Annotated in this window: 26 protein-coding genes; 15 read left to right on the top strand and 11 right to left on the bottom strand. The window is 49.8% G+C overall.

The features are described 5' to 3' along the window. Window positions 1–11 precede the first annotated feature (11 nt). Together PQG83_RS06845 and PQG83_RS06840 are read right to left on the bottom strand one after the other, a co-directional pair. Complete coding sequence (locus tag PQG83_RS06845; RefSeq protein WP_312748097.1) at window positions 12–791, bottom strand: Stp1/IreP family PP2C-type Ser/Thr phosphatase; 780 nt, start codon at window positions 789–791, stop codon at window positions 12–14. Next, entirely contained in the window at window positions 788–1,561 is a 774-nt protein-coding gene (locus PQG83_RS06840) for a ribonuclease H-like domain-containing protein (RefSeq protein WP_312748095.1), read from the bottom strand. Before PQG83_RS06840 ends, PQG83_RS06845 begins: the two co-directional genes overlap by 4 nt. A 110-nt stretch (window positions 1,562–1,671) precedes the next feature. On the opposite strand from PQG83_RS06840, the gene PQG83_RS06835 reads away from it, so the two are divergent. The 15 genes from PQG83_RS06835 (at window position 1,672) to PQG83_RS06765 (ending at window position 12,441) form a co-directional block, all read left to right on the top strand. Then, complete coding sequence (locus PQG83_RS06835; protein WP_312748093.1) at window positions 1,672–2,067, top strand: cyclophilin-like fold protein; 396 nt, start codon at window positions 1,672–1,674, stop codon at window positions 2,065–2,067. Continuing rightward, window positions 2,067–2,348, top strand: a complete 282-nt coding sequence (locus PQG83_RS06830; protein ID WP_312748091.1) for a DUF507 family protein — start codon at window positions 2,067–2,069, stop codon at window positions 2,346–2,348. The genes PQG83_RS06835 and PQG83_RS06830 overlap by 1 nt, the downstream gene beginning before the upstream one ends. A 46-nt stretch (window positions 2,349–2,394) precedes the next feature. After that, entirely contained in the window at window positions 2,395–2,682 is a 288-nt protein-coding gene (locus tag PQG83_RS06825; RefSeq protein ID WP_312641850.1) for a DUF507 family protein, read from the top strand. 129 nt (window positions 2,683–2,811) lie between these two features. Then, window positions 2,812–3,051, top strand: a complete 240-nt coding sequence (locus PQG83_RS06820; RefSeq protein WP_312748089.1) for a hypothetical protein — start codon at window positions 2,812–2,814, stop codon at window positions 3,049–3,051. A 29-nt stretch (window positions 3,052–3,080) separates the two neighbouring features. Next, the gene (locus PQG83_RS06815; protein ID WP_312748088.1) at window positions 3,081–3,947 is read left to right on the top strand and encodes a hypothetical protein; all 867 of its coding nucleotides are present in this window, start codon (window positions 3,081–3,083) and stop codon (window positions 3,945–3,947) included. Between the two features lie 112 nt (window positions 3,948–4,059). Further along, the gene (radA, locus tag PQG83_RS06810) at window positions 4,060–5,439 is read left to right on the top strand and encodes a DNA repair protein RadA (RefSeq protein WP_312748086.1); all 1,380 of its coding nucleotides are present in this window, start codon (window positions 4,060–4,062) and stop codon (window positions 5,437–5,439) included. Further along, the gene (locus tag PQG83_RS06805; RefSeq protein WP_312748084.1) at window positions 5,440–6,252 is read left to right on the top strand and encodes a hypothetical protein; all 813 of its coding nucleotides are present in this window, start codon (window positions 5,440–5,442) and stop codon (window positions 6,250–6,252) included. 51 nt (window positions 6,253–6,303) lie between these two features. Further along, window positions 6,304–6,999 (top strand): tRNA (adenosine(37)-N6)-threonylcarbamoyltransferase complex dimerization subunit type 1 TsaB, encoded by a 696-nt coding sequence (gene tsaB / locus PQG83_RS06800; RefSeq protein WP_312748083.1) that lies wholly within the window; start codon window positions 6,304–6,306, stop codon window positions 6,997–6,999. 44 nt (window positions 7,000–7,043) lie between these two features. Beyond that, window positions 7,044–7,598 (top strand): ribosomal protein S18-alanine N-acetyltransferase, encoded by a 555-nt coding sequence (gene rimI / locus PQG83_RS06795; protein ID WP_312748081.1) that lies wholly within the window; start codon window positions 7,044–7,046, stop codon window positions 7,596–7,598. A 47-nt stretch (window positions 7,599–7,645) separates the two neighbouring features. Then, the gene (locus PQG83_RS06790) at window positions 7,646–7,891 is read left to right on the top strand and encodes a DUF465 domain-containing protein (protein ID WP_312748079.1); all 246 of its coding nucleotides are present in this window, start codon (window positions 7,646–7,648) and stop codon (window positions 7,889–7,891) included. A gap of 38 nt (window positions 7,892–7,929) precedes the next feature. Next, the gene (gene tatC, locus PQG83_RS06785; RefSeq protein WP_312748077.1) at window positions 7,930–8,730 is read left to right on the top strand and encodes a twin-arginine translocase subunit TatC; all 801 of its coding nucleotides are present in this window, start codon (window positions 7,930–7,932) and stop codon (window positions 8,728–8,730) included. A 58-nt stretch (window positions 8,731–8,788) separates the two neighbouring features. Next, window positions 8,789–9,856 (top strand): ligand-binding sensor domain-containing protein, encoded by a 1,068-nt coding sequence (locus PQG83_RS06780; protein ID WP_312748075.1) that lies wholly within the window; start codon window positions 8,789–8,791, stop codon window positions 9,854–9,856. Window positions 9,857–9,882: 26 nt separating this feature from the next. Then, window positions 9,883–10,404, top strand: coding sequence for a peptidylprolyl isomerase (locus PQG83_RS06775; RefSeq protein WP_376753578.1), 522 nt, complete (start codon window positions 9,883–9,885; stop codon window positions 10,402–10,404). Beyond that, window positions 10,397–11,077, top strand: a complete 681-nt coding sequence (locus tag PQG83_RS06770) for a hypothetical protein (protein WP_312748071.1) — start codon at window positions 10,397–10,399, stop codon at window positions 11,075–11,077. The genes PQG83_RS06775 and PQG83_RS06770 overlap by 8 nt, the downstream gene beginning before the upstream one ends. A 164-nt stretch (window positions 11,078–11,241) precedes the next feature. Beyond that, on the top strand, window positions 11,242–12,441 hold the full coding sequence (locus PQG83_RS06765; RefSeq protein ID WP_312748069.1) for an XRE family transcriptional regulator: 1,200 nt from the start codon (window positions 11,242–11,244) through the stop codon (window positions 12,439–12,441). Between the two features lie 171 nt (window positions 12,442–12,612). On the opposite strand, the gene PQG83_RS06760 is transcribed toward PQG83_RS06765, so the two are convergent. The 9 genes from PQG83_RS06760 to thiS form a co-directional block, all read right to left on the bottom strand. Continuing rightward, the gene (locus PQG83_RS06760) at window positions 12,613–12,963 is read right to left on the bottom strand and encodes a hypothetical protein (protein ID WP_312748067.1); all 351 of its coding nucleotides are present in this window, start codon (window positions 12,961–12,963) and stop codon (window positions 12,613–12,615) included. A 110-nt stretch (window positions 12,964–13,073) separates the two neighbouring features. Continuing rightward, the gene (locus PQG83_RS06755; RefSeq protein ID WP_312748065.1) at window positions 13,074–13,583 is read right to left on the bottom strand and encodes a M67 family metallopeptidase; all 510 of its coding nucleotides are present in this window, start codon (window positions 13,581–13,583) and stop codon (window positions 13,074–13,076) included. Window positions 13,584–13,587: 4 nt separating this feature from the next. Next, window positions 13,588–14,388, bottom strand: coding sequence for a molybdopterin-synthase adenylyltransferase MoeB (moeB, locus tag PQG83_RS06750; RefSeq protein ID WP_312748063.1), 801 nt, complete (start codon window positions 14,386–14,388; stop codon window positions 13,588–13,590). Between the two features lie 14 nt (window positions 14,389–14,402). Next, window positions 14,403–14,645 (bottom strand): NIL domain-containing protein, encoded by a 243-nt coding sequence (locus PQG83_RS06745; RefSeq protein ID WP_312641817.1) that lies wholly within the window; start codon window positions 14,643–14,645, stop codon window positions 14,403–14,405. Then, on the bottom strand, window positions 14,642–14,917 hold the full coding sequence (locus PQG83_RS06740; protein WP_312641811.1) for a ubiquitin-like small modifier protein 1: 276 nt from the start codon (window positions 14,915–14,917) through the stop codon (window positions 14,642–14,644). The genes PQG83_RS06745 and PQG83_RS06740 overlap by 4 nt, the downstream gene beginning before the upstream one ends. Further along, window positions 14,914–16,152 carry a threonine synthase gene (gene thrC, locus PQG83_RS06735; RefSeq protein WP_312748061.1) on the bottom strand — a complete coding sequence of 413 codons (1,239 nt, stop codon included), beginning with the start codon at window positions 16,150–16,152 and terminating at the stop codon, window positions 14,914–14,916. The genes PQG83_RS06740 and thrC overlap by 4 nt, the downstream gene beginning before the upstream one ends. A gap of 31 nt (window positions 16,153–16,183) precedes the next feature. Then, complete coding sequence (locus tag PQG83_RS06730; RefSeq protein ID WP_312748059.1) at window positions 16,184–17,014, bottom strand: HesA/MoeB/ThiF family protein; 831 nt, start codon at window positions 17,012–17,014, stop codon at window positions 16,184–16,186. Window positions 17,015–17,233: 219 nt separating this feature from the next. Then, window positions 17,234–18,163, bottom strand: coding sequence for a cysteine synthase A (gene cysK, locus PQG83_RS06725; protein WP_312748056.1), 930 nt, complete (start codon window positions 18,161–18,163; stop codon window positions 17,234–17,236). Then, a complete protein-coding gene (gene thiS, locus PQG83_RS06720; protein ID WP_312748054.1) occupies window positions 18,160–18,360 on the bottom strand; it encodes a sulfur carrier protein ThiS in 201 nt (66 codons plus the stop codon). Before thiS ends, cysK begins: the two co-directional genes overlap by 4 nt. Between the last annotated feature and the right edge of the window lie 61 nt (window positions 18,361–18,421).

The following is an 18,421-nucleotide window of genomic DNA, read 5'->3' as shown; positions in this document are numbered from 1 at the left end:
CTTATCCCTCCTCAGTGCAACCCGATTAACACGACAGTTGTATTGTCTTCTCCACCTAATCGGTTGGCAGTATCCACAAGTGTTCCGCATATCGCTTCGGCCTGTGGAGCTTCCTTGCGGATAATCGTTTGAATTTCCTGATCAGTCAGCATTTTTGTGAGTCCGTCTGAACACATCAGAATGAGATCCGATGGCTCAAGCGGATAGGTCTGAATGGTAGGACGTGTCTCAGGATCAATTCCAAGGGCTTTGGTTAACACATGTCGAAGGGGGTGAGTGCGAACCTGTTTGGCTGTAATGAGATTCAGGGCTAACCGTTCCTCCATAAGGGTATGATCTTTTGTCCAGAGCGAAAGTGTGCCCTGCCTAAAGAGATAGGCGCGGCTGTCGCCGGCATGCGCCACGCTTGCCTGGTATCCTTTAGGAGAATGCGTGATGGCGACCACGATGATGGTTGTTCCCATCCCTTTCAGGGATTCGTCTTTTGCTGCGGCGTTTCGAATACGTTGATTGGCGGATTCAAGAGCTTGATCCAGCAGCGATTCTAATTTGTCAGGTTGAACGGAGGGAGAAATTTCAGTAGAGAGCTGGGTTCGGACGACATCGGGAATGGCTTTGACCGCAATCTGGCTGGCTACCTCCCCCCCGGCATGTCCGCCCATCCCATCTGCCAACACCCACAATTGTAGGGAGTTATCGAGTGAAAAGGCATCCTGGTTCAGTTTTCTAACTAGACCGAGGTCCGTCAATCCGACGCCGGTCCATTTGTCAGAGCGTTGCGCGGATGTCATAGGAAATCAATAAATTCAGGGAGTCCATGACGTTGGACCAAACGGTTGTAAATAAGGTCGGCCAAAGGCTCCAGGTTTTTGCAATCTGCCTCATTGTATTGGATGAGTACATCTCTAGAGTTCGATTGTCCGAGTTGCCATTCTCCCCACAGGCGGACCGCATCCCACCCCGTCAGTCCTTCCACCAAAGTCGGGCGATAACAGCCTATTTCGGTCTCAATTGCCTTCAGCCCACCTTTTAATCCGAGACGTCTGGCCGCAAAACACAAGTCGATATGGGGATGATCCATCCTCAAGTCTGGATATTTGGCCTTTAAAAATGGCAAGTCAAAGCCTGAGCCAAAGAAGGTCACAAGAAGATCGTATGAGGCAAATTCCGCCTGCAAGCGTTCACCGGATAAGTTTTCTCCTTGAATCAACGTGGTCATGCGACCTTTTCCGTAAATACCCACCACCGTAATCTCGCCATCGGGGAACGGAATTCCGTTTGTCTCAATATCGAGAAACGCTGCCTGAGATCGAAAATTAGGATAAAGACGCCAGTGGTCACGCGCTTTCAGGATGCGGGTAAAAAAACGGGAATTCTGTGCCTTCCACTGTTTTTGTGCTTCCAGAATGTCTTCATCATATTGGGCTTTTCGAAACGGGGATATGCGGGGTGCGATAGGTTTTTCGAGGAAAGTATCCCATGTGCCAATGCCATCCTCCCACCAGAGGCGTTCAGTGGATTCTCCAATGCCGGGTAAAAAAAGAAATGTGGATTGTAACATGAGTCTTAACGCGAAGAGAGGTTAATTCTAACCTTGATTTCACCAAGAGGACAAGCTACATTCGATGCAATCTTGAGATCTTCGTTCATTCCTAGCATAAGCGAGAATATATGGAATTCCGTCCTCAGAAAATCAAAATGACCATCGGTGGGATCCAGGTCATTGCACAACTCAAACCGAATCGAACCGCACAGGCTGTGGTCGAAGCTCTTCCTATTGAGGCCCCAGTGAATCAGTGGGGAGAAGAGTTTTATTGCAACATGCCGGGGGTCAAAGACTATCGAGAAGTTGCCACCACTCAGGTAAAAGTTGGCGATGTCGCTTTTTGGGGCATGGGGGGAATGTTGGCGGTCTTTTTTGGACGCACTCCTATGAGTCTCGGAGATGATCCGGTTCCTGCTGATCGAGTGAACGTCATTGGAAAAGTAATAGGGGATCCGAAAGTGTTGAGGGAGGCCACAGGGGCGTCCCTTATGAGAGTGGAACAGCTTCCTGAAGGAACCTGATGCGACTCAATAAGGTTCGCGTACATCATATGGCCGTCTCAGTCATTGAACGATTACAGTCGAGTGGATTGTTACAGATTCAAGGGAAACCGGAAGTGGTGATTCAGAAATTGGAAGCAGCCATTCTATCCGAGTTGCAGGTGGAAGATCGTTTGAACGCGGATGTCCGGGAGATGTTGAAACAGTTTGAACGAGAGTTTGCAGAAGGTCGGGCGGATTATCAGAAAATGTTTACGATGGTGAAACAAAAGCTCATCAAGGAACGCGGGGTCATTTTATAGGGTATAGGGCAGAAAGGACGTTGAATGCCATAGGACTGAATTGCTAATGAATACACCCATTCTCAGCGACGAAAAACAAACTCATCTTGCCCATGTAATTCTGACTAGTGTCACCGACATGCCCGAGGCAAAGATGATTGGCGATTCTGCTCATGCTCTTCGTGAAGTGAAGCGCGTGCTGGCCGAGCACATGAAAGCAGAGGAGGAATTGGTTCAAAAAGTGCGGAGTCGATTGCAATCATATGCACGGCCGATTCCAGAAGGTTCCCAAGAATGGGATGTCCTTTATCAAAAAACCTACCAGGAAGAATTACGCAAGCGGAACCTTACCTGAAGAACTCCTCCTTCCATCCCTCCAGATTTCTGCTTTTCAGCGAGTGGGCCGCCAACTCTTTTATCGTGCAGATGCCTATCCCTGGAACTCACTTGAGGGCCAATGGTATGGTTTGGGACGGGTACTCTCATGAATGATCGTGAAAAGACCATGCATGCTCTTGGAGCCGCCACCCTCTCCATTTTACCGGGGATCGGTCATCTGTACTTAGGTGTCAAACGCGGGAATATTTACCTGGTCTGTGGGATTTTTTTATTGATTATTTCCAAGTTTTTCTGGCCGACAGGGTGGCTAATTTATATGCAATTTGCCATTCTGGCTGGCTTCGATGCGTTTGCATTTGGTAAGCGCGGAAGAGGATTATTTTAACCATCTGCCAGCCACATGGAGACCGTAGAATGAAGCAAGGCGATCGTCCCATGCCGAGGTTAGTGTTGCTAGATTGGGGTTTGAGAATTTTGGTGACCTTAATAGGGTTAAATGCCTCACTGGCTCAGGCGGCTAATTTGTCGGTGACTGATTTGCTCACCTCTCCCGGGAAGCCCATTCAGTTACAAGCACGTTTAACCAATCCCGAGGCCGAAGGGGAAATTGGTTTGCCGGACCGCCCCTTGGAATTTATTGTGCATGGCCGGACGGTGGGCCAGGCGAATACCGACGCGCACGGGTGGGCTCGGCTCGACTTTACTCCCAGTATGCGGGGGAATTTGTCAATCATTGTGAAGGTGGTGACACCATCTAAAACCGAGGCCATCGAAGGAAAAGGGGTCCTCCTATCCTGGGAACGTCGTCGTCCTATATTGCTGATTGACTTGGCGGTGTTAGTGGAAGGGGAACTGATCATGGATCCGCCCCCGCCTGAACCCTATGAGGATCCGGGCCTCATATTAGGAGATGCCCATCCGGCAGCAGCGGCAGAATTGGGCAAGCTTGCGCAATTTTATTACAACCTTGTGTATCTGGACTTGACCGGGCGAGGGCATCTTGAACATATTCAGGATTGGTTGCGCGAGCACCAATTCCCTCCAGGAATGATTAGAATCCTTCCGAAGACGCCAACGGCATTGATCGAGCTCATACACGATCTGAAAACAGAGGGGTGGGAAAAAGTGAGTGGAGGTATCGGGCGCACGGCAGAGTTTGCGGAAGTACTCGTTCAAAATCGTTTGCAAACCGTGATTTTACCGCTACCACAGACAAAGGGTCGGTTTCCACGCCGGGCCATTGTCCTCGATGATTGGTCACGTATTCGACGGCATCTTTGATGGAGCCAATTAGCAAATAGGCGGTCGACGATCGGTCCAACGACCGGATGTGGATATTATAAATTCTATATAATTTTCTATTCATGAAACCGATTGTAGGGAAGAAGTCTTCGTGAAGGCAGCACGACCCAAAACCCGTTTTGTGTGTCAGGAATGTGGATATCAAGGCGTCCGCTGGAGCGGTCGGTGTCCGGAATGTGCGCAATGGAATTCTTTGCGGGAGGAGGTTGATCGAGATCTTTCAACCCTTCAAGAGCGAAGTGTCGCCGCAGGAACACCGGAGGCTGTTCCAATCAGCTCTATTGAACAGACTCAGGAGTTTCGTCTTCAGGCTGGTATCCAAGAACTGAATCGAGTGCTCGGTGGGGGAGTGGTTCCAGGATCGGTTATCTTGATTGGAGGCGACCCTGGAATTGGTAAAACGACGCTTTTGCTCCAAACCCTTGCCTCCCTGGGAACGGCCAAACAGGTCGGGTTGTATGTATCGGGAGAAGAATCACCTCAGCAAATTAAGATGCGGGCGGATCGTATAGGCATTCAATCCCCCAACCTGTATGTGGCTGCTGCCACCTCCCTGGAAGAAATTTTCAAAGTGGCTGAGCAGATGAATCCCGGTGTTATCGTCGTGGATTCCATTCAAACAGTTTTTACGCAGGAACTCACATCGGCCCCAGGGAGTGTCAGCCAGGTTCAGGAGGTTGGCTGCCGCCTGATGTGGTATGCCAAGCGGACGCATGTTCCTATCTTTATTATCGGGCATGTGACGAAGGAAGGCGTGATTGCCGGGCCAAGGCTTCTGGAACATATTGTCGATACGGTGTTGTATTTTGAAGGAGACAAAGGCCAGAGCTACCGAATTCTTCGAGCCGTGAAAAACCGCTTCGGGCCGACCAATGAAATCGGGGTTTTTGAAATGAAGGATGAGGGGTTGACCGAGGTTGGGAATCCCTCCGAACTGTTTTTAACGGGACGCATCGGACATGGGGCCGGATCTATTGTCGTGTCGAGCGTGGAAGGGTCTCGGCCCTTATTGGTTGAGCTGCAGGCTCTGGTCGCGGAGACCACCTACCCCATGCCGAAACGTATGGCCAAAGGTGTGGAAGTGAATCGGGTGTCCTTGCTGTTGGCCGTTCTTGAAAAACGATTGGGGTTGCACTTTAGCGGGTACGATGTGTACGTGAACGTGGTAGGAGGGCTTCGGATTGATGAGCCGACCGTTGACGTGGGCATCGTCTGTGCGGTGCTTTCCAGCTTTCGGGAGTTAGCGTTGGATCCCAGATTGGTCGTGATGGGCGAGGTCGGGTTGGGTGGAGAGGTCCGGCCGGTGCAACATGCGGACTTACGCATTCGCGAGGCGATGAAATTGGGGTTTCAACGCTGCGTGGTTCCTGAGCCGAATCGTAACCAATGGAAACCTGTGGCTGGCATGGAAGTCGTTGGCATTCGTGACATTGGGGATATTTGGGAAACGGTTGTGAGTCCTGCCTCATAAATGGCGTGGTCAATCGGATTAGTTATTATGAATGCTGTCAGTCGCTGGTTCTTGTTGCCGCTGGTGTTCCTTGTCGGATGCGCCGGAATCTTTCAAGGATCATTACAACTGGTTGAAGACGAGCCGGACCGACGGAAGGTATTCCAAGCCTTACGTCAAAAAGAGTCGACCATTCGCACCCTTCGAGGATTATTTCAGGCGTCCATCTCTGGTTCCGGAGTGCCGCTTTCCCAAAATGTTCTTGGCACGGTTTCGTATGTGCATCCCGATATCTTGGATCTGAAAACCTTTATCCGTATGGGTGTTCCCGTGATGACTTTTCATCGCAGGGGCAACGAGTATGAATTGTATTTATCCGGTGAAGACAAGGTGATCACCGGAAGAGTAGATGAACCTCAGGAGCGTTCACCCTGGGATCACACCGTGATGCTGAGCCTTCGTGCGTTGGATGCCATGTTGGGTAAAGTCTCGGGGGTAGGCGATGAGGAGGCTCGCGTGTGGAAGAATAACGAACACTATCGCATTGATCTGGCTGCAAACCCATCCTCATCTATCTCATCTCAGGATGAGTTCACCGTACGGACGTGGGTGGATGTCCAGACCCTGGATCTGACGTCGATTGAATACCGACGCTCGTTCGATGACATTGTCGTGTTTGTAGAATGTGAAGATTATCGAGAGGTGAAAGTCGCCACGGGCGAAGAGAGCGCTCCGGTTCGATTGCCGTTTCTGGTTCGGGCGACAGACTATCGGCCCAGCGGAGGATCCATTACCCTGCACTTCAAGGAGTTTATCGTCAATGCGGCCTCATAGTTGCCCTAATGCATCAAGGGACCACTAATCGGTAAGTCAGGATCCATCACTATGTTGTTTTTAGCTCTAGAATCTGCCACCTCCCATCAGAGTGTGGCCGTGTTCCGGGACCAACAGCTGTTAGCCAGTCTGGCCTGTGAGTCGGGGCAACCTTTGACCCCGCAACTCATCCCCACCATAGATCGGCTGTTATCCTCGGTCTCTTTGCAGTTATCAAATCTTGAAGGCTTGGTAGTGTCCATAGGACCGGGGACGTTCACCGGATTACGGGTGGGCTTGGCGACCATGACGGCCTTCCGGCTGGCTTTACAGATTCCTTTGGTGGGAGTTTCTACACTCGAAGGGCTTGCCTGGAATCATCCTGTTACCGAGCTCCCTCTGCTCAGCACTATCGGTATTCGGCAGGAAATCGTGTATTGGGCACTGTTTCGTTGGGAGAATCACCGGATGGTGTGCGTGAAAGAGTCACGCATTGGGGACATCATGGAGGTCTGTGGCGGTCTGACCGAGCCGACCGTTGTGCTCGGAGATGGGTGGATGCAAAATCGGACGACTCTCCTTTCAAAAGGGTTCTCTCTTATCGAAGCTCCTCCCGATGAGCAATGGCCATCAGCCAAAGGGATTGGGTTGGCAGGACGGGTCCTGCTGGAACGACGGGCTCTCCTTCCGTTAGGCTGCACCCCACATTATATTCAGCCATCGTATGCAGAAATATCGAAAACGAAAAGCTTGGATCCCATCGGGTGAGACTTTTCGGGTACCTGGTCCTGTGACATCAGAGGAGTGGAAGCATGGGCGCACATGACCCTGTCGTGGGGAGTGAACTTTCACACAATGAGGGTATCCGATTGGCCACATTGGCTGATTTGGACGCATTGGTGAGTCTGGAAGAGGCCTGCTTTTCTGTTCCCTGGTCGGAAAAAAGTTTTGAAGCCGAATTGCAAGGGAATGCCTTTAGCCGAATTCTTGTCATCCCAGGTTCAAAGGAACAACAGGAAATTCCCTTGCTGGCCTATTGCTGCGTGTGGGTGATTTTTGAAGAAATCCGCTTTTTAAATCTGGCGGTTCACCCTCATTTCCGTGGGCAGGGATTGGCTAAGCAGTTAATTTTACAAGCTTTATGCATCGGGAGTGCTCAGGGATGTTGTCGGGGAATGTTAGAGGTTCGGAACTCCAATCAGGGGGCGAAACGTCTCTATGAGAGCTTTGAATTTAAGGAATATGGCAGAAGAAGTTCCTACTATACGAATCCAAATGAGGATGCTATCCTTATGATTCTGGAGCCTCTGTTCAAGCCTAAATCTGACAAAAACGATCTCCTGGGAATCCCGGCCGAATGTAAATAAGCAACGGTCACCAGTTCAACATTCACTACTAACACAGGAGGGCACCGATGGTGACGGACGAACAAATCGCCGAAAATTTGCGGGCATCCAATGTGGAGTATCAGGAGTTGGAGGAATCCCATCACCGGTTGGATCTGGAGCTTCAGCAGTTATTAAAACACCATGTGTTGACTCCTCAGGAAGAAATTCTTAAAAAACATTTACAGAAGGAAAAGCTTGGCAAGAAAGATCGAATGGCCGCTCTGATTCGTGAACATCGTGCCTCACGTGATAATGCCAAAACACCTGGTTAATCCGAACGGCTACTTCGCACTTTAAGTCCCACTTTCTAATGGCTGCTTTTTCCCCTTCCATGGCCATGAATGCGGTGGTGCATCCCCTACAGCGCCACATTCGTGATATTAAACGCCGGTTACTGATCGTGGGAGCCACGATCATGGTGTTTTTTGTTATAGCATTTTCCTACTCATCCATTCTCATCGACTGGTTCAAACGGCCATTTGAAGATGATCTGATTTTTTACGCTCCGGCAGAGGCATTATTTGCCTCCATAAAAATCTCTTTTATGGCGGCGGTGATTGCCAGTGTCCCTATCATTCTGTACCAATTTTGGAAATTTATTGAGCCGGCGTTGCTCCAGAAGGAGCAACGATGGGCCGTGCCGCTTTTCTTCCTCGGGTTGGGGTTTTTCCTTCTAGGGTTGGGCTTTTGCAATATGGTGATCCTGCCGTTGGTCATCAACTTTTTTGTCACGTTCGGCATGGATCGAGCCATTACTCCAGAATTAGCTGTCGGCACCTATGTCGATTTTAACGTCAAATTTCTTCTGGCGTTTGGCTTTGCGTTTGAAATTCCACTGGTGCTTTCTCTTTTGGCCCGCGTGGGTGTCATTCAAGCATCTGTCCTTGTTCGGTTCCGCAAGCATGCGGCGCTGGTGGCGTTGATTCTTTCTGCGGTGATCACCCCGGACGCGACAATGTTCACCATGCTATTAATGGCGGTCCCGTTGATCATTCTATATGAAATAGGTATTTGGGGGGCAAAGGTCTTTGGGCGTGCTCCTCTGCCGGCGGGGGAGAAGTGTGAAGCGACTGAGGAGGGAGAGGCACCCGACCATGCAGCAAAAGATTAAATGGATTAGACCCGTTCACCAATCGACCCGAATGCCAAGACCTCTATGGAATTGTCTTGTGGGCACAGTTGCCTCGTTCTGGCTTATGGGATTTTCCGGAATTGGAGAAAGTCATTCTCTAATACCGCCGTGGTTTTCCGTCTCGAATATTCCGTCTCTTCATCCGGATGATTCCCAAAACTCCCAAAAAGGATTTTCCCCCAGTATTCAAACCCTCGTGGTGACCCCGGACGGAGTTGTCTATGCAGGATCCTTTGGAATGGGGCTTTTTCGGAGCCAGGATAAGGGGAAATCCTGGGAGCCGTTGAATCGAGGCTTAACCGACCCTTTCTTGCTGTGTCTGGCCGTGATTCCCGGGAAGCATATCTATGCCGGGACAATGCGTGGTGGAATTTATCGGCTTGAACTCAAGGGGACGACGTGGGAGTCTATTGGAACCGGATTACATGAGTCGGAAGTCAAATCATTTTTGGTTCACCAGGATGTCGTGTATGCGGGAACAGGAACCGGGGTGTATCGGTGGGTTGAAGCTGAGAAACAGTGGGTCACTGTCGGAGCCGGATTGGATCGGATTCTGGTTCCGGGCCTTGCCATTATGGATGATGGCAAGCTGTTAGCGGCGACTTCAGGCAAAGGTCTCTTTCATCTGGAGACACAACACTCTCCTCCTTCTACATGGGTGGACTCCCAATCAGTATTTGTCGATCCACGGGAGCGGTTGCCGCATCGCTATCTTCGGGTCATTGCCGTCAATGAGGCGCAACACATTTTTTTAGGGACACAGGATGGGGGGATTTTCACGAGTACGGATCGAGGGCATTCCTGGTCCTCCCTCAGTCGGAATCTTCCCAATGATTCAATCAGAAGCATTGTCCCCGATCATAAAGATGTCATTGTGGCGACGGGAAACGGAATTTTTCGTTGGAAAAATGATCAGCAAAAATGGATGGACATGAATACCGGGTTGACTAACCTGGCTATTCAAAGTCTCACGAGATCGAATGCCGGCGAGTTATATGCCGGAACCAGTAGCGGAGCATTTCGGAGTCAAGACGGGGGTGCGCATTGGACGAATATTAGCCAGGGGTTGGGTATCCAGTTGGTTCCCAAAGGCCCTTATGAATAAATCGGTGGAACGGAAAGGACGGGATGATGAGCGACGCAACACTTGAAAGTCAGGCAATCACTATTCACATCCAGGTGAACGGCGAGGCCTGGGGGGATATCCACTTAAAGCTTTTTCCGGATGTCGCGCCTAACCATGTCCAGAATATGTTGAAATTAGCCAAGGAGAAGTTTTATGACGGCACGACATTTCATCGGGTGATTCCCAACTTTATGATTCAAGGGGGAGATCCCAATAGTAAGGATCACGATCGGTCACGCCATGGAATGGGTGGTCCAGGCCATCGCGTCAATGCGGAATTTAGCTCCAAGCCTCACAAACGCGGAACGCTATCGATGGCGAGATCACAAGATCCCAATAGCGCGGGCTCCCAGTTTTTTATTTGTGTGGCGGATTCGAGTTTTTTAGATGGTCAATATACGGTCTTTGGTGAGGTGGTGAGTGGTATGGAGACCGTGGATCGAATCGTCAGTGCCAAGCGGGATGCCAATGATAATCCTTTTGAACGAATTGAAATGACGATGAGTGTCACTGAAGCGAATGCCTAAGCCTTGGCGCGGCGTCTGGTTGTGTTGCCTATTTATTGGATGGCTATTCGCGGGATGTGTTGCCCCTCCATTCTATTCCTACCTGGTCTATGAAAATCCCACTTCTTTTGTTCGCCTTGAGGTCTCCCCATGGGTCGATCCTAATATTCCTCAGACATTGAATGAGCATCCCGCTACCCTGTCTCGCCGCCAAATGATCGAGGCCCTGAGCGGATTACGGGTGCGTGAGTATCGTTCCGGCCCCATTCGCTGGATTCGTGGCCTCGCGGATCCCGAGCCGGCTTTCAATAAGGAGGAAATTGAATTATTGGTGCCACGATTGCTGGAGGGACTAGGATTAGCTGTTCCCCAGGAACTGGTCACGTTTTACATCAGTCACCCGGTGAATGCTACGAAACGGGAAGTGACTTCCGGAGGGATGTATGTCAGAGATGGGCATCTCCACGTCATCATCAGTAATCACCGTACTAACTATGAGATTCCCCCTGCAGGACTGATCTATGATCGGCGGTATCCACTGTTTTCTCTTGCTCCACTTGACGTGGATTTACTCTATGAGACAGAAGAGACGGTACTGCCGAAAAAGAAAAGTTTATGGGACGCTATTTTTGGAGACGAACATAGCGGCGAAATAGTTCTCGATCTTTCCCGATTGTCGATGATGAAAATGTAAGGATGGGTCCTAAGGTGACCGGTAGGGGATGTGATAGGGGGCGGGACTGCCATCTACGGGTCCTATAGCAATGGTGTTGGGTTGAGAGAGGCGCAAGGATGCTTAAGGGATTTTGAGCAGGTCATAAAGACAGCAGGCATTCTCCTTGATAGAGCCGTACGATCATGAAAAACATGGTTTCTAAAAGTCCCAAAATTTCACGGCAGGCGAAGGTCTCGCCTCAAGAATCCGTGTGTAATCGCTTACGGGATAGAAGAAAAAAACAGGGAATCTCACAGGCAGAATTAGCAGTCCTTGTTGGCCTGACACGACAAGCAGTCTACGCCATAGAGGCCAATCAATATTTGCCAAGCACCCACATTGCCCTACGGTTCGCTCGTGCGTTGAAGTGCCGAGTTGAGGATCTTTTTATCCTTGCCGATCATGAAGAAACTGTTGAAGCTGAGTTCATTGGTGGGACAACGCCACTGGGTCAGCCAACAAGGGTGAAGCTGTCATTCGTTGGATCCCGGATACTGGCCAGACCGATGGCCGAACTGGGCGATGTGTTGAATTTTGTGATGCCGGCTGATGGAATAATTCAGGAACAGGGGAAGAAATCTTCCAGCGGAAAAAGGCCCTCTGTGCAGGTTCAATTACTGAATTCTTTGGACGTGATCAAAAAAGGGATTCTTATTGCCGGGTGTGACCCGGCGTTATTTCTCGCCGGCGAGCATGTCCGCAAGATAAATACCCTGGCGGGAATTACGAATTGGACGATGGGAAGCGCGAATGCACTCCGTGCTCTGCAACGGGATGAAGTGCATATGGCGGGATTGCATCTTGTGGATGTGAAATCCGGGCAAAGTAACGTTCCGTATCTGAAACGCCATATTCCTGGTCATGATTTTGTCGGAGTGCGCTTTGCTTCTTGGGTGCAAGGCCTGTTGGTTTACCCGGGAAACCCCAAACACATCGGTGGTGTGGATGACTTTGGCCAGTCGGGACTTCGTCTCGTCAATCGGGAATTGGGAGCCGGAGCGAGATTTCTTTTGGATTCCCTGCTTCAGAAATCAGGATTCACTGGAGACCAGGTACTGGGATATGCGCACGAAGTACCGTCTCATCTCGAAGTCGCTCGCCTGATTCGAGATGGCATGGCTGACGTGGGCATTGGAGTGGAAGCCGCAGCTCGTCATTATGGTCTTGGTTTCATTCCGCTTCGCGAAGAACAGTATGACTTAATTATGCGCAGAGAATTTCTAAAATCCCACCCTATCATGTCTCAATTTCTTGATGCGATGGTCAGTCAACCATTCAGGCGGGAAATCGAATCACTGGGGGGATATACGGTGACGGAAATCGGAAAAATTCTTCATTGGTAAAGCTGGCTCTCTCCCGATATCCCTGGTATGTCCGGAGATACGGCCCAGGGCCATATGTTTTACTTGCGTAAAGCTGCCAGGAACGTTTCGGCTGCGTTAAGCCGCTTTGAGGCAATGGACATCAGCTGAGGTCGTTGGAGGTGCGGGTAGAATTGTCCTATTAAGAAAGTCTTAAGGACTGCAGGTCTTACCATTGAACACTTTACAGGAGGAACCACTTCTGGCTAATTTCCAGGATTTAACCAATGGTGGGGTGTTATCTGATCGCATTTCGACGATCACGTCGATGATATCTCCTACATCCAATGTCTTCAGTTGAATCTTTGCCACTTCATCAACTTGAACCCATTGAATGCCAGAATCGGTGGTAATTAAAAATACCCCTTTGTCAGATTCAATTTTCATAATGGGGCTGTTGAACTTCTGCAGCGAGGTGGAAGCTTCCGCAAACACCTGTGAACCCGGCTGAAAAAATACAATCAACCCTAGCAGAAAACCTAACAGGTGATGGGGGATTGGCATAATTTTCTCCTCTTGTTGCTTTGAGAAGCCTTTCTCATTATCTCAAGATCTCGGGTGTAAGTCTATGCTCTTTCCAATAAAAATTGCAGGCATGATTGGGAGGACACCACTTAGGGCAAGGTATGGATGGGAACTTCTGTGGCTTTGGATTCCTGGATTTTATAGGCCCGGACTACGGGTTGATCCGTATGCTCTAGGGAAATAATCAAGTGAAACGGTTCCGGGAGGTGGAGTTTGGCTCGGTAGCTTTCAAATTCCATGGCAATAGTAATATCCGTTTGAGATGGCCTAGCCGGACTAAAGGTGTGGGAATGGTAAAAACCTAACAGATTAAGATTTTTTGAACGAATGTCCCGCTGAGCCATGGCCATTTCCCTGGCATCCATCTGAAAGGCGATATCCGCTCGCTCCTCCGGCGATAAGCGTTGCAGGTCGGACAATTTGGCTCCGTCAAAGCGTGTCAGATCCTGTTCTGATAACTCAGCCAGAATATTGGTAATGCGATAGTCCTCGGCGATGGTATTTTCTGTTCCTGAGAGAATGCCGCAACATTCATGGGGAGCTAGCTCCCGGGCATGAAGAATCATATTGTTGATGATGCTGGACGGAATGGCAAGCATGGACCTATATGCTACAGGAGACTTCCTGTTCCACAAGTTTGGTGATTGTGGGATGAGGTCCACAAAGAGGACAGTCTGGAGATTTTGGGCGACCAACCTTTCTGAATGTCATATCCAGGGCATCGTAGAGAAGAAGATGTTTGGCCAAACTTTCTCCAAGACCAAGGACTTCTTTAATAGCTTCATTGGCCTGCAAAACTCCAATGGTCCCGGCTAACACGCCTAACACCCCGGCTTCTTGACAATTTGGCACAAGGCCGGCGGGGGGAGGCTCTGGATATAAACAGCGATAACAGGGAAATCCTTCATGAGGCTTGATGGTGGCTAATTGTCCTTCAAAGCGAAAAATGCTTCCTGAAATCAGTGTCCTTTTCGCAAAAAAACAGGCATCATTGACGAGAAAACGTGTGGAAAAATTGTCTGATCCGTCCAATATGATGTCATAGGCTTCAATTAAGGAGAGGATATTGGTGGCGCTTACGTGTTCGGGATACAGCTTGAGTGTGGTTTCAGGATTGAGGGCTGACAATAATGTTCTGCCGGATTCAACCTTTGAAACACCTATCCGGTCGGTTGTATGCAAAATTTGCCGTTGCAGATTGGATAAGTCTACGACATCGCCATCAGTCAGACCTAAGGTTCCTATTCCGGCCGCAGCCAGATACAGAGCTGCCGGAGAACCAAGCCCTCCTGCTCCAATCACCAGGATTTTGGCATCCTGTAACTTTTTCTGTCCTTTGCCACCCACTTCCGACAGAATGATCTGACGGCTGTAACGCTGGATTTGAGATTCAGTAAATTCCATGAGAAGCGAAATCCTTATTCAACGACGTTCAGTTCAATTGGATCTACCATGCAGCCTTTTTGACGAAGACCCTGAATAGCCCGGTCAATTTCATCCGTTTCTCCAGAAAATTCCACATCCATCCATCCGGTCGTCTCACGGACATCGGCACGTCGAATACTGGGCACCACCTGGTATTCCTGTCCGATTTCATACAGGATGGGAGAAGGAATTTTATCTTCGGGATAGCGAATGTGAAAGCGTAGTTTGGCCATCATGAACCTCCTGCGATTGCGGGGATGATGGAGACTTCATCTCCGTCTTTCAGTGGGGTGTCCTTGCCGGTCAAAAACCGAATATCTTCCTCGTTGACGTAGATATTGATGAACCGTCGTACCTCTCCCTGTTCATCATAGACTCGTTCCTTAATGCCGGGATGGGCAGACCCCAGGTTGTCAATAATTTCCGACACCGTGTTCCCTGCTATTTCCACCTCGCTTTTTCCTCCGGTCATGGGGCGCAAGGGAGTGGGAATTCTGACCTTAATCATGCTGACTCCTCTATGGCAAAAGTCTTAATAAAGTGACTGAGACTGGGTGGGATGCGAAATGGGCGTCCAACGGAATCGACGACCGCTTCCTGGGTTTTCAGTCCGTTACCGGTAATGTAGGCCACAGTCACATCATTTTTTTGAATGCGCCCTTGTTTTACCAATTTGCGAAGGACGCCGATGGTGACCCCCCCGGCGGTTTCAGCAAAAATCCCTTCGGTTTGAGCCAGAAGTTTAATGCTCTCCACTATTTCATCATCGGTGACGGCCTCCATGGCCCCCTGACTTTCCGCGGCGGTTTTTAAGGCATAATATCCATCCGCCGGATTGCCGATGGCCAGTGATTTGGCAATAGTGTGTGGCTTCACCGGTTTAAAAAAATCCCGATTCTCACGAAATGCCGTGGCAATGGGGGAGCAGCCCTCTGCTTGCGCCCCGTTTACCTTGGTCTTCACCGAATCCACGAGGCCCAACTTCTCAAATTCTTTGAGCCCTTTCCAAATTTTCGTGAGCAAGGAGCCCGAAGCCATGGGCACCACGACCTGATCCGGAGCCCGCCACCCTAATTGCTCGACTGTTTCAAAAGCCAAGGTTTTTGAGCCTTCAGCATAATAGGGGCGGATGTTGATGTTGACGAATGCCCAGTGACGTTCTCCCGCGATTTCGCTGCAAAGTCGATTGACATCATCATAGTTTCCTTCAATTTCCACGACATTGGGACGATAAATCAAATTCCCCAGCACCTTCGCGGCTTCCAGGTCACCGGGAATAAACACATAGCATTTCATCCCTGCGGAGGCTGCATGGGCCGACACGGAATTTGCCAGATTGCCGGTTGAGGCACAGGCGACTGTTTCAAATCCCAGTTCTCTGGCTCGAGTTAAGGCAATGGCCACCACGCGATCTTTAAACGACAGCGTTGGATGATTGACGCAATCATTTTTAATGTACAGGTTGTCCAGTCCGAGGAATGCTCCAAGGTTTTTGGCGTGAACCAGCGGAGTAAATCCGGCATGAAGACCGATGAAATTCGTGCCTTCCACGGGGAGGAGATCCACATATCGCCAAAGGCTGTGAGGACCGGATGCAATCTTGTCACGCGTCATGACCTGTTTGATGGCGGCATAATCGTATTTGACTTCCAGTGGTCCAAAGCATAATTCGCATACATGAATATCCTGGGTAGGATATTCTTTCCCGCACTCCCGACACACCAGAGCTTGCATTTTTTTCATAGCATCATCCTCCCCTCTTAACCGGTGGGGTTTATCCGTTGGTTAGCGTTGTAGCCGATGGTTGAAGTTGGCACGCCTCTTGTTCATAGTCGATGAGCTCCGTCAACGAAGGATTTGGGCCGCAAAGTGCACAGGAAGGATTCCGTTTGACGCGAATTTCTCGAAACGCGGTGGTGCGTGCGTCAAAATCCAGGATGCGGTTCGTCAATGGCGTTCCAATGTTGAGGATGAGTTTCATGGCCTCTGTGGCCTGAATGGTCCCGATAATTCCCGCAACGACTCCAATGATTCCGGCCTCCTGGCAGGTAGGAACCACGCCGGCGGGCGGAGGATTTTTGAAAATACAACGGTAGCAGGCGGATTGATTGGGAATAATAGTGAAGACCCGTCCTTCAAACCGGAGGATTCCGCCATGGACGAGGGGCTTATTCTCCATATAACAGGCGTCATTGATCAAAAATTTTGCCGGGAAGTTGTCGACGCCATCGATAACGATATCGTATTGGCTGATCAGGTCTCGAGCATTGCGAGACGTCAATCGTTCTTCATGCATGTTGACCTGGACATCAGGGTTTAACGCCAGAATTTTTTCTTTGGCCGAAAGCACCTTGGACCGTCCTACATCCGGAGTATGATGAAGAATTTGTCGTTGAAGGTTGGAAAGATCCACCACATCACTATCAATCAATCCAATAGTGCCAATGCCGGCTGCGGCAAGGTAATAGGCGACAGGGCTTCCTAGACCTCCAGCTCCAACGATAAAGACTTTGGCCTGCGATAACTTTTTCTGACCCTTGCCGCCCATTTCGGGTAGTAAAATGTGTCGGCTATAACGGGTAATCTGATCTTCTGTGAAACTCATATGATCTCTGACCTTTGACGGTGTATGGGGTCATCCCCACATTAGAGGAGAATGAGGCGTGTTGATATTCAAAAATAATTCTTGGCCATGAAAATTTTTTTCAAAAAGCCGATATGCCCTGGCATATCGTAAACTTCTTTATCTTGTTTGAGAGAGGGGCGTTATGTGCTCCTCCTCATCTTGGCTCTTCCTTCATGGAAAGGGTTCAGTGGAAATCCCCTAAATATTGAAATATTTCTCGATACTCAGATATCGTTCACCTGTATCGCAGAGAATGGTCACCACATTTTTATTCGGCCCTAAGGATTCCGCGACTTTTTGAGCGGCAAATACATTGGCTCCAGCAGAAATTCCCACCAGGAGCCCTTCCTTCCTGGCAAGTTGCTTCGTAGTTTGGTAGGCCTCTTCATCAGTCACAGTCATAATTTCATCAATGAGTGAGCGATTCAGCACCTTGGGGACGAAGCCTGCGCCGATCCCTTGGATTCGGTGTGGCCCGGGTTCTCCTCCGGATAAAACGGGAGAGCCGGCTGGTTCTAGCGCAATCACCTTGACCGAGGGATTTTTTTCTTTAAACAGTTCTCCACAGCCGGTAATCGTTCCGCCGGTGCCCACTGCCGCCACGAATGCATCCACCTTTCCATCCAAGGCTTCCCAGATTTCCAACGCCGTGGTCTTTCGATGCATGGCTGGATTGGCCGGATTAGAAAACTGGTTCGGCATGAAGTATTCGGGATTTTGGTCCAAAATACTCTCTGCTTCTTTAATTGATCCGCGCATTCCTTCCCGAGCGGGAGTCAACACCAATTGCGCACCATACGAGGAGAGCAGACTGGCCCGTTCCAGGCTCATCCCTTCCGGCATGACGAGAATAAGTTTATACCCCCGAACCGCAGACACCAAAGCTAACCCGATGCCGGTATTGCCGCTGGTGGGTTCCACGATGGTGCCGCCCGGCTTGAGTAGTCCCTTCTGCTCTGCCTCATCAATCATATTCAGGCAGATGCGGTCTTTCACGCTGCCGCCCGGATTGTAAAACTCCGCCTTCCCATAAATGATGGCCCCGCCTGGAGGGGAAAGCCGGTTTAATCGTACTAACGGAGTATGCCCGATGCCATCCGTAATATTCCGAAGAAATGCGGCACTCACACGCCACCGCCCATGAAAAACAAAAACTCCAGTTTATCGCCATCTTTAATGGAGGTGGTTCCTAGTTGCTCCTGATCAACCATCTGCGTATTCAGTTCTACCGCAACGAGTTGCGGGTCAATATCTTTGGTTTTCAAAACGTCCAGCACCGTCGAAACCTCCAGGGTTTCAGGTTTCCCATTGATCGTCAATTGCATACCGTGCTCCAAACGTAAGTACTGAGAATCCCTAAACAAAAAAACGTAACAAACCCCCATG

Origin of the sequence: Candidatus Nitrospira neomarina (assembly GCF_032051675.1) — a bacterium.
Taxonomy (GTDB): Bacteria; Nitrospirota; Nitrospiria; order Nitrospirales; family UBA8639; genus Nitrospira_E; species Nitrospira_E neomarina.
Note: the sequence above shows the minus strand (reverse complement) of the source record. Positions and strands in the feature narration are given on the sequence as shown.